Annotated in this window: 2 protein-coding genes; both read right to left on the minus strand. The window is 39.1% G+C overall.

Going from position 1 to position 1087, the window contains the following annotated elements:
• Positions 1-118: 118 nt before the first annotated feature.
• Positions 119-622 carry a contact-dependent growth inhibition system immunity protein gene (locus ABR397_RS22765; RefSeq protein ID WP_350307694.1) on the minus strand — a complete coding sequence of 168 codons (504 nt, stop codon included), beginning with the start codon at positions 620-622 and terminating at the stop codon, positions 119-121.
• Positions 619-1087 (minus strand): endonuclease toxin domain-containing protein (locus ABR397_RS22770; protein WP_455430665.1); only part of this gene is annotated, 469 nt, incomplete at its 5' end. The genes ABR397_RS22770 and ABR397_RS22765, both read right to left, overlap by 4 nt.

Below are 1087 nucleotides of genomic sequence, written 5' to 3' on the forward strand. Positions count from 1 at the left end.
TCTGCCGCTAAGATATCTTTTTGATTATCAACTGATAACTCATCACCGAAAAGAAAACAACTTGCCGATAGACCAAAAAGGGAAAAAATCCCAGCTTTTTTATGGCTGGGAGCTTGATTTAACTGGTACAACGACTAAGCGCGAGCTTCAGCCCCGAACCGATCTCAGCATCAGAGCTATTAGTAGGAAGTATCACGCAATCCGATTCCAATATATTATCACCAGACCAAACTTCCAGTTTTTCATGATATGAAGGGGAGATAGTGATCACGTCATTACAACAATGTATACCACAGTTTTTCATGTTCTTGAACAACGCACGTTTAGTTTTATAGCCATATTTTTCCATCAACATTGCTATCCAAGCAGCATATTGCTGTTTACCTTTTTCGAGATCAAAAAAAGCCACACGTTCATCAAGAGAAGTTAATGTTCTACTATTTAATAACGCGCGTAAAACATCCTTACCAATACATTTATCATCGGCATCAAGAGACAATATATGAGGATTATAAATTGGGTCTCTACGGGTTTTACCAAGACCGGAGTAAGTTTCAATAAGTAAAAACTCATTAGTGCTGTAGCAACTAGCCCAATAATCTTGATCTTTGTTAAATATCATTGTTTCACCTGAGTCACTATTACTTTAACACCCTGATTCTTTCCGTATTCAATGGCTCGGTTTATCTCATTCCATTGTACTTTCGTTGTATTGGTTGGCACCGCTAATTGAATCTCTTTATGATTAATCATCGATGAAGTTAACTTTTCACCAGAGCGTGTAGCATCTCTAAATTTCGCTACATCATCAATATTTCTTTTAATTGAATTGTAGACCTGATTTGGATTAGCCAGTTTTGCCATAGTCTGAGTATCCATTGACTTCGCGCTAACTGCCGTTTTGGTTACACCATCATAATAATCAAAAGTCTTAAAGTTCTTCGGTAACCTGGCATCGGCAGGAAGCTGTGTTCCTACATAATCCTCCCAAGGCATACCTTGCTTCATATTGCCCTTGCCCCATTGAATACCGGTTTCTGCGGCGCTGACAGTCGCTGTTGCCGAGTTGCGCTCTATATACAACGCT

Source organism: Photorhabdus viridis, assembly GCF_040256935.1.
GTDB lineage: Bacteria > Pseudomonadota > Gammaproteobacteria > Enterobacterales > Enterobacteriaceae > Photorhabdus > Photorhabdus viridis.